At 68.5% G+C, this 9,099-nt stretch carries 8 protein-coding genes; 4 read left to right on the top strand and 4 right to left on the bottom strand.

Features of this window, described 5'->3' with window-relative positions; genetic code table 11:
* Window positions 1-121: 121 nt before the first annotated feature.
* A complete protein-coding gene (locus ACG83_RS43805; protein WP_131831191.1) occupies window positions 122-811 on the bottom strand; it encodes a hypothetical protein in 690 nt (229 codons plus the stop codon).
* A gap of 211 nt (window positions 812-1,022) precedes the next feature.
* On the bottom strand, window positions 1,023-1,952 hold the full coding sequence (locus tag ACG83_RS02280) for a ribokinase (RefSeq protein ID WP_054564485.1): 930 nt from the start codon (window positions 1,950-1,952) through the stop codon (window positions 1,023-1,025).
* A gap of 1,168 nt (window positions 1,953-3,120) precedes the next feature.
* Between ACG83_RS02280 and ACG83_RS02275 the strand changes: the two genes are divergently transcribed.
* From ACG83_RS02275 to ACG83_RS02265, 3 genes are all read left to right on the top strand, one after another.
* On the top strand, window positions 3,121-4,188 hold the full coding sequence (locus tag ACG83_RS02275) for a dihydrodipicolinate reductase (RefSeq protein ID WP_054564484.1): 1,068 nt from the start codon (window positions 3,121-3,123) through the stop codon (window positions 4,186-4,188).
* A gap of 127 nt (window positions 4,189-4,315) precedes the next feature.
* Window positions 4,316-5,002, top strand: a complete 687-nt coding sequence (locus ACG83_RS02270; RefSeq protein WP_054564483.1) for a VWA domain-containing protein — start codon at window positions 4,316-4,318, stop codon at window positions 5,000-5,002.
* 101 nt (window positions 5,003-5,103) lie between these two features.
* Window positions 5,104-6,105, top strand: a complete 1,002-nt coding sequence (locus ACG83_RS02265; RefSeq protein ID WP_054564482.1) for an LLM class flavin-dependent oxidoreductase — start codon at window positions 5,104-5,106, stop codon at window positions 6,103-6,105.
* Here the strand turns inward: ACG83_RS02265 and ACG83_RS02260 are convergent.
* Entirely contained in the window at window positions 6,089-6,622 is a 534-nt protein-coding gene (locus ACG83_RS02260) for a DinB family protein (protein ID WP_054564481.1), read from the bottom strand. The two genes, ACG83_RS02265 and ACG83_RS02260, sit on opposite strands and share 17 nt — an antisense overlap.
* A gap of 18 nt (window positions 6,623-6,640) precedes the next feature.
* On the bottom strand, window positions 6,641-7,297 hold the full coding sequence (locus tag ACG83_RS02255; RefSeq protein ID WP_054564480.1) for a hypothetical protein: 657 nt from the start codon (window positions 7,295-7,297) through the stop codon (window positions 6,641-6,643).
* A 370-nt stretch (window positions 7,298-7,667) separates the two neighbouring features.
* Between ACG83_RS02255 and ACG83_RS02250 the strand changes: the two genes are divergently transcribed.
* Entirely contained in the window at window positions 7,668-9,026 is a 1,359-nt protein-coding gene (locus ACG83_RS02250) for a jacalin-like lectin (protein WP_054564479.1), read from the top strand.
* Window positions 9,027-9,099 lie beyond the last annotated feature (73 nt).

Genomic DNA, 9,099 nt, shown 5'->3' with positions numbered 1-9,099 from the left:
CGAACGACGGCTTAAACCCTCGGTGGAGAGACTGCTCTGCACCTGCAGTGCGAATGCTGGCTGGATTTCGCCCGTTCTCTCGCTGTTGCGCTGCCGCCTGCGGCGTGGCGGCCGTCATCGGCTACGAGAATGAATTGACCTTCTGTATGACGGCTTCTCTGACTGCTTTCCCCGTGGGGGCGAATCCGCCTGGGTACCACCTGGCCGAAAGCGTCGATCCGGACCGGGATATGATGATGTTGTTTGACAGAAAACTGTAGTCGGAACAGTAGGGGGAGTCCCTGAGCTCCTCCGATACTTCGAGCTGGTCTGGTGAAGCTGCAAGGAGGACCAGGGTCTTGACGCAGGGTGAACCGTCGGCGGCCTGCAACTTCGGATAGTCGGCGGTGCCCACCGTCGTGCCCAGCCGACCGCCGGCGATCGTAATATTTACGGGAGATCTCGAGCTGGCCGATGAAACCACGCCCTGCCACCGGCCGATGAAGGACTCGGGAACGCTCAGAAGCTCTGGCCTGGTCTCCGTGGGCCCCGTGTAGGTCGGTACGCCCAGAAGTGCAGAATACGAAGGAGAAAGATAGGGCGGCAGAGCGCCCTGCGTTTGGCCGCCGCCGCTCAGCAGGTCGGTGATATCTGGGCTCGCGGTGGTTCGCACCGTGGCCGGGCCGCCGGGAGGCGATGCCTGTGGACTCCCGTTCTGGTACGCCCTGATCCCGACGATTACGCCGATAATGGCGACAACAAGGCCTGCGATCTCCAGGCCAAGCCGCAGGCGACGGTCACCGCCATCGCCGCTTCCCCCGTTGTCTGTCACGCCACCCCCGGTTCATCAACCAGGCCAATACAGAGACATGATGCTGTTGACCCGGTCTTCATCACGCCGCCCGACAGCCTATGAAGTGCTGCCCTTCCGATCAAGGAACGTGACCTGACGGGCATGTCCGCCGCAGGTACGTGTCCGTTGGCCTGCCCGGGGCGTCGCACGGCCGCCTTTGGTTCGTTCCCCAACAGGCCGCAGCCCTCGGCTACCGAGCCGGTGAGCCGAGGAAATGGTTGATGGCGGCGTCCGTGGGCATCGAGGGCCCGGCCCCGTGGCTGCGTACCGACAGGGCGGCCGCGGCGCTGGCGTACCGCAGCGCCTGCTCAGGCTCCTCGCTTCGGGCCAGGGCCGCGCCGAACGCGCCGCAGAAGCAGTCGCCCGCGCCGGTGGTGTCCACCGCCGTCACCGGAAAGCCGGGCACCCGTAGGACAGCGCCGTCGAGCCGGGCCAACAGGCCCTCGGCGCCGAGGGTGACGACGACGTTGGGCGCCACCCCCGCGCCGTCAGCCAGCAGCCCCTCCACCCGATCGGACGTCATCGCCGCCGCCAGGTCCGCCCCGACACCGGTGACATTGGCGAACTCGGTCTCGTTCACGACCAGATAATCGACGTCGCGCAGCACGCCAGGCGGCGTCGGCCGATACGGGGCGAGGTTCAGCACCGTTACCGCACCGGCTTCCCCGGCCCGGGCGATCGCCGCAATGTTCGTTGCCTCGGGAATCTCGTCCTGCAACAGCAGGATATCGCCCGGGGTGAGAGGGAGGCCGTCGAGCGAATTCGGCAGCACCCGGTCATTCGCACCCGGAACAATGGTGATGGCATTCTCGCCCGACCCGTCGACGAGAATAACCGCGGTACCGGACGGCCCTGGAACCGCGGTCAGCCGGCCGAGGTCCAGATGCTCGGATTTCAGGAAGTCGCGCAGTATCCGCCCGAAGTCGTCGTCACCGACGGCACCCACCATGGATGTCGCCGCACCCGCCCGGCGTGCCGCGACCGCCTGGTTCGCGCCCTTCCCGCCCGGCAGAAGACTCACGGAGCCTCCCGGGACGGTCTCACCGGGCCGGGGCATGCGCACGCAGCGGGTCAGCACGTCCATATTGACCGAGCCGACCACCACAACTCTGCTCAGCACGCCTCCCTGGCTCCGGAGCCTGAACGCCGGAGGCACAGGTGGACCCGCCGGGCACGGGGCTGGTACTCCCGCGCCTGCCAGATGCCTTCCAGCCGCCGGCCGACGTTACCCGACCGTGCCACGGAGAACCCGCACGCCGCCATCCACCGCGTGCCGCCACCGGCCGCCAGCCGTCTGGAGCCGCCTGCTGCCTGCCAACAGAAGTCACCAACTGCCTGCCGTTACGAGCTACCCGCCGCCACGAGCCGCCCTGCTGCCTGCCGCCACGAGCTACCACCCGCGCACCAGCCCCCGCCCCTGCCGCCCGCCATCGCCGTTGCCGCCTTGCCGTGCGTCGAGGTCGTCGGCTTCCCCGAGTGCGACCCACGCGCGGCCAGGGTGACATTAATGTCTGAAACGGGGATTCGATCAATGTATTGAATGAATTTGCCGCGGATCGTGCGCTGTCGAATGGTGTCGAAATCCCGCCTGGACGACCCGTCCGTCCGGTATTGCCGGCCCGAAGTGGCACAGGGGGAGCCGGTGAAATCCGAACTACCGCCGTGACCAGCGCTTTCGGTAACTCCAGGGGCGACTTCAGGCCTACGGGCGAGAAAGTCCCGGCCCTGCCAAGATCCGCGGGTAGCCCAAAATCGGGGTAAAGAGCTCTCGGTATCCGATCAAAAATAGTGCTCCCGAAGGCTTGCGAAATCTGTGGCTACATGGGCGTCAAGAAGCTTGAGTGAGAGACCACAAGGAGCCTTTTATGTGTGGGTACGCGACAACCATGCGAACACTGGAAGCTGACCATGGCTGTCAGAAAGCTCCCGAACATCGATCAGGCTGGCCGCCCGTCTGACCCGGCGCCGAACCTCTGTCCTGCGCCGCGTCAACGCGACGACGCAGGGCGCGACCGCGCCTCGCCCGTGTCCGGCCTCCGTGCCCGGCGCCCGCGACCGGTGGCCGTGTCCGTGGTCGGGTGTTCGTGGCCGGCGGCAGGCGACCGGCCCCCCGCCCCGCGAGGTAAACGAGGTACCTTGCCGGGCCGGAGAAAGGTGTGTTAGAAAGCTCGCAGCAAAGCTGAGCAAGTGCCCAACGAAAATTCACTTTCACTCGCGCCCACGATGAACTGGCGGCCTTGTCCGTGTGCGCGCACGGTTCCTTACAACTTCGTACCTGAGGAAGAACAATGACTGAGGCGACCCGGCCGGTGCGCGTCGTGCAATGGACGACGGGAAACGTCGCGAAGGAGTCGATCAAGGCGATCGTCGAGCGTCCTGGACTGCTCGAGCTGGTCGGGCTGTTCGCGTTCAGCAAGGAGAAGGTCGGAAAGGACGCAGGTCAGCTGGCCGGCCTCGACCGTGACCTCGGTGTCACCGCGACCGACGACGTCGAGGCGCTGATCGCCTTACGTCCCGACTGTGTGATCTACATGCCGCTGTACCCCGACGTCGAGCACCTGACCCGGCTGCTGCGGGCCGGTATCAACGTCGTCTCCAGCGCGGGCTTCATCACCGGCCGCGCCTACGGTGCCGAGAGCCGGGCCGCGCTCGACGAGGCCGCGCGCGCCGGCAACGCCAGCCTGTTCGGCAGCGGTATCAACCCGGGCTTCGCCGACTACCTCGCCGCGGTCGCGACCGGCCCGTGCCGGGAGGTGAACTACATCCGGGTCACCGAGTCGTTCAACATCGGGCTGTGGGCCGGCGACGCGAACCAGAACGAGCTCGGCTGGGGCCGCCCCGCCGGCGACCCCGGCCACGCCGACGAGATCCGCAAGGCCACCGCGGTGTTCGGTGACGCCGTCGAGTCGATCGCCCACCAGCTCGGCCTGGAGCTGGACGACATCCGCTGCGAGGTCGAGTTCGCCCACGCGACCACCGACGCCGACGTCCCCGGCCGCACGGTGCGGGCCGGCAGCGTCGCCGGGATCGACGCGCGCTGGATCGGCTCGGTGGCCGGCACCGATCTGGTGGAGGCGCAGGTCCGCTGGACGGTCGCCGCCGACATCGAACCAGCCTGGGACATCGCGATGGCCTACCTGATGGAGGTTCGCGGCACTCCGCAGATCAACCTGCGGGTCGAGGTCCTCCCCGCCGACCTCACCAACCTCACCATGGACGACATCAGCGCCATGGGCTCGATGATCACAGCTCTGCCGGTGGTCAACGCGATTCCCGCCGTGGTCGCCGCACGGCCGGGCATCGTCACCTACGCGGACCTGCCGACCGTCGCCTCCCAGCTGGTCGTCAAGCGCTGAGCCAGCTCACCTAACTGAGCCAGCTCACCTGGCTGACCCGCGTTACCCGGCTGGCCCCACCGCGACCGGGCCGCTCCGCCCGGCTGCTCGGCCGGCCGCCCAGGAGCGGCCCGATAGCGTGTGGTCCATGCCGATATCGCTGGAGAAGATCGAGGCCCAGGCCCCTGAGCTGCTCAGTCTGGTCAAGGAGGCGCGTTCTCGGCTGTCGGCACAGGCATTGGACACCGCCCGCGCGAAGGTCGCGCTGTGCGTCGACCACAGTGGATCGATGCGGGCCCTGTACGTCAAGGGCGTCGTCCAGCGGATCGCCGAACGGGCCCTGGCGCTCGCGACCCAGTTCGACGACGACGGCGCCATCGACGTGTTCATCTTCGACACCGGCGCCGTCCACGCCGGCGAGCTCACCCTCGCGGACTACGCCGGGGGAATCGACCGGCTGCGCACCGGCCGGCGCATGGGCCGGACGGACTACGCCGCCGCGATGACGCTCGTCCGCGAGCACTTTCCGGCCGACGGGCTGCCGGTATACGTGCTGTTCGTCACCGACGGCGCGCCGAACAGCCGGACCGCCGCCAGGCAGGAGCTGGTCACCGCGTCGCAGCGGAACATCTTCTACAAGTTCCTCGGCGTGGGGGAGGGCCCCTTCGACTTCCTGCGCCGCCTCGACGACCTGCGTGGACGTCCAGTGGACAACGCGCACTTCGTCGAGCCGGACGACATCGAGGCCCTCGACGACCGGCAGGTCTTCGATCTCCTGCTGGCGGAGTACCCGCAGTGGCTCGACGAGGCCAGGAAGGCCGGCCTGCTCACCTGACGTTGCACCTGTCGGGCTGCCTGAAGGGCACGCCCCGGCGACGGAGGTGACGGCGGCGACCGCGACGGCGGTGACGACGCCGATGACGAAGGGCTCAACCGATGACAGTACCGCTCTCCATCCTCGACCTGGCGACGATCGGCGTCGACGAGACCGCGCAGCAGAGCCTCGAAGGCAGCGTCGCGCTCGCGCGCCTGGCCGAGTCCCTCGGCTACCAGCGGATCTGGTACGCCGAGCATCACAACATGCCGCGGATCGCGTCCTCCGCGACCAGCGTGCTCATCGCGCATGTCGCGGCGAACACGAGCACCGTCCGGCTCGGCTCCGGCGGTGTCATGCTGCCGAACCACTCGCCGCTCACCATCGCCGAGCAGTTCGGCACGCTGGCGACGCTGCACCCCGGCCGCATCGACCTGGGTCTGGGCCGGGCCCCAGGCAGCGACCAGCAGACGATGTACGCCCTGCGCCGGGACGACCGCTCGGCCGAACGGTTCCCGCAGGACGTCCAGGAGCTTCAGGGCTACCTGGCCGGCCGGTCGCTCATCCCCGGCGTCGACGCCACCCCCGGCAAGGGCACGAACGTCCCGTTGTACATCCTCGGGTCGTCGCTGTTCGGGGCCCGGCTCGCGGCGGCGCTCGGGCTGCCCTACGGGTTCGCGTCGCATTTCGCCCCGAACGCCCTGCAGGACGCGGTCGCCCTCTACCGCCGCCTGTTCCAGCCGTCGGCGCAGCTCGACCAGCCGTACGTCATCGCAGGCGTCAACGTCATCGCCGCGGACACCGCCGACGACGCACAGGACCAGCAGCGCACGATCCGCCGCCAGCGGGTCAGCTGGCTGCTCGGCCGCGGCCAGACCTTCACCGACGCCGAGGCGGACGAGATCCTCGCGGCACCGCAGGGGCAGCAGCTCGTCCAGATGATGAAGTACACCGCCGCCGGCACCCCGGACACGGTCGGCGAGTACCTGGACTGGTTCACCACCCACGCCGACGCCGACGAGCTCATCGTCGCCCACCAGTCCCCGACGATCGCCCAGCGCCTGCGCTCCGTGGAACTGACCGCCAAGGCAGCCGGCCTCGCCGCACCTACCCCGGGCGACTGACCCCGGCGGCGCTCCGGCCGAGAACACGGTCGATATCCCACAGGTGATGCCACACATCATGGGCGTTGTTCCGCACGATGTCGGCCGCCTGCTGCTCACCGCGCGTCGCGTGGCGGACGACGACGCCCTCGGCGAGCGCGGCGCGCATGACGTCAACCCAGGCGGGCGCGCTGATCCCGAGGGCCCACCGGGCCGCCGCCAGCGGAACGCTGTCGTACCGGCGGGCACGGGCCAGCTCATCGGGGTCGTACCCCGCGATGTCGGTGATGCCGGCCAGGCGCGCTCCCTGGACCCGTTCGGCCCAGTTCCGCAGGTTGTCGGCCATGTGGCTGACGTACTCGGCGACGCTCCACGCTCCGGCGGACAGCCGCTCGCCGCCAACCGCATCCCTGGACCGTCGATCGACCTCGGCGGGTGACGCCGCTACCAGCACGACAGCGTGCACCATGTCGATCCGCCAGTCGAACTGGCATTCGCCACAAGGATCCCCGTACAGCGCCGCACCCCACAGCTCCATACCGAGAATGATGGCCGGTCAGCGGACGGCGTCGGCGGCGACCGTGGCGAGTGGGATTCCTGCCCAGCCGAGAGTGACCGGTTCGGCCTGAGCGCTCGTGACGACGAGGCCGCGGCGGCGTGACCCGTAGGCGTCGCCGCTGTACGCGACGGCCTGGTAGGGGCCCGCCTCTCGCGAGAGTTCGGTGATGTTCCCCGTGCCCTGGGCGTCGTCGACCAGTTCCTGGAAGGCCCGGGCACTGTCAAGATCGGGCATCTCCACCCAGGAGACGGCGACCAGCGCGATGTTTCCCCTGCCGTCGGTGATCGTGAACTGCGCCCGGCTCAGCGCGGAGCACGGCTGCTGCAGGAAGAAGACGTGGACCTCGCCGTAGGAATGCGCCGCGCAGCCGTCCGTATCGGCCTGGAATCGGCTCTGGGTGCCGAGATGGTTCCGCCGGAACCTGTTCTCGATCCGCTCGATCTTCCGGATCTCGTCGGTGCGACCCGCGGCCTCGGCGACCCTGCCCTCGCCGGGCTCGGTGGCCTCGCCGCTCTCGCCGGACGGCTGTGGTTGCCGGCTGTGCACCGACCCGGACGCCGGGCGCGTGGCGGTGGAGTCGCCGGCCGAGATCCCGCTCGCGCTCAGCGCGAGCAGCAGTAGCAGGGCAAGGGCAGGGGCGGACAGATTCTTCACCGGCTCGCTCCCGCCTCCGCAGCAACATCCCATTGCAGCTCCTCCTGCCGGCCACTGCCTGCCCCTGGGGGTGGCACCGTCCGGAGCCGGGGGCGGCGAGTGTGGAACAGGCGAGCTCGTGATATGAGCGTAGCGTGACGGGGTGAACGCGTATAGAGGTCGAAAGCGGAATGCCGTTCACCGTCGCCGGGTGCCCCGAGTTCGACGAGTACGTCCGTCAGGTCTGGGTGCGGGTTTGTGTGGTATCGCCGCTGGCGGGTTGTCAATTGTTGCCTGATTGTTTCGATTGTGGACCGTTGACCGTTCTGTAACGCGGGCCATAGTTTTCCGACGCCAGATTCCGTCCGACATCTGCCGATGCGGAGAACTGATGCGTTTGTTTTCCCGCCCGAGCCGTGCCCTGCTCGCGGCTGCCCTGGCCCTGCCACTCGCGATCGGTGCCGCAGCTGTGGCCACTCCGGCCGCGAACGCCGCCTCACCGGCCGGAGGCTCCTTCTCCGCCCTGACCTACAACATCGCGGGCCTGCCCGAAGCGCTTTCCAGCGCGGAGACCCCGCGCGCGGAGAGCACGACCACCATCGGCCAGCGCCTCGGCCCCTACGACATCGTCCAGGTGCAGGAGGACTTCAACTACCACTCCTACCTCTATGACGGCGACACCACCCACGCGTACCGGACGCCGACCAGCGGCGGCGTCCCGTTCGGCAGCGGGCTCAACACCCTCTCGAAGGTCAGCTACAGCGACCTCGACCGGGTGACCTGGGATGACTGCAGCACCTTCGACAGCGCCGACTGCCTGACGCCGAAGGGCTTCACCTTCAAGCGGATCCGCCTCGGCGAGGGCGTCTACGTCGACTTCTACAACCTGCACGCGGACGCCGGGACCACCAGCGCGGACACCAGCGCCCGGGCCTCGAACCTGAGCCAGCTGGCCTCGTACATCTCGTCGCATTCGGCCGGCAACGCCGTGGTGGTGATGGGTGACACCAACGCCCGCTACACCCGCACCGGCGACACCATCGCCGCCTTCGCCGCGGCGAACGGACTGACCGACGCCTGGGTGAAGCTGGAGCGCGGCGGGGTCGCACCCGCGACCGGCAGCACCGCGCTGGTCTGCGACGAGGCTGCGCCCACCGACACCTGCGAGGTCGTCGACAAGGTCCTGTACCGCAGCAGCAGCTTCGTCACCCTCAACGCCACCGGCTACGCCAACCGCAACGCCGACTTCCTGAACTCCGCCGGCGTCATGCTTTCCGACCACTTCCCGATCGCCGTCGACTTCAGCTGGACCCGTAACAGCGCCTACCAGGCCAGCGACCAGTTCGGTGGTTCCGGTGGCACGGCCTACACCGACATCAACGCCATTCCTGCCGGCGCCACGGTAAGCACCGTGCGCCTGCGTTCCGGCTCCCGCGTCGACCAGGTCGGCCTGACCCTGACGAACGGCACCACACTGAACCACGGCGGCACCGGCGGAACCGCCCAGTCGCTGACCCTGGGCAGCGGTGAGTACCTGACGTCCGTCTACCTGTGCTCAGGCGTGAAGGACAGCAGCACCCGGGTCTTCTACACCAGGTTCACCACCAACCTCGGGCGCACCCTCGCCGGTGGGGCCACGACGTCCACCTGCGTCACGTACACGGCGCCGTCCGGCTGGCAGATCGCTGGATTCCACGGCCGTGCCGCCACCGAGAACGACAAGATCGGCGTCTTCTACACCCAGCGCTGAGCGCGGTCCGGAACCACCACGCATGAAAAAACAGGGCCGGGACGGTTTCCACCGTCCCGGCCCTGCCATTGGC

Origin of the sequence: Frankia sp. R43, assembly GCF_001306465.1 — a bacterium.
In the GTDB taxonomy this organism is placed as follows: Bacteria; Actinomycetota; Actinomycetes; order Frankiales; family Frankiaceae; genus Parafrankia; species Parafrankia irregularis.
The sequence above is the reverse complement of the archived record's forward strand: the minus strand, read 5'-3'. Positions and strand labels throughout refer to the sequence as shown.

Excerpts from the sequence above, each read along its gene's own strand:
- ACG83_RS02270 (WP_054564483.1), top strand. The coding sequence starts at position 4,316 with ATGCCGATATCGCTGGAGAAGATCGAGGCCCAGGCCCCTGAGCTGCTC.
- ACG83_RS02265 (WP_054564482.1), top strand. The coding sequence starts at position 5,104 with ATGACAGTACCGCTCTCCATCCTCGACCTGGCGACGATCGGCGTCGAC.
- ACG83_RS02250 (WP_054564479.1), top strand. The coding sequence starts at position 7,668 with ATGCGTTTGTTTTCCCGCCCGAGCCGTGCCCTGCTCGCGGCTGCCCTG.
- ACG83_RS02275 (WP_054564484.1), top strand. The coding sequence starts at position 3,121 with ATGACTGAGGCGACCCGGCCGGTGCGCGTCGTGCAATGGACGACGGGA.
- ACG83_RS02260 (WP_054564481.1), bottom strand. The coding sequence starts at position 6,622 with ATGGAGCTGTGGGGTGCGGCGCTGTACGGGGATCCTTGTGGCGAATGC.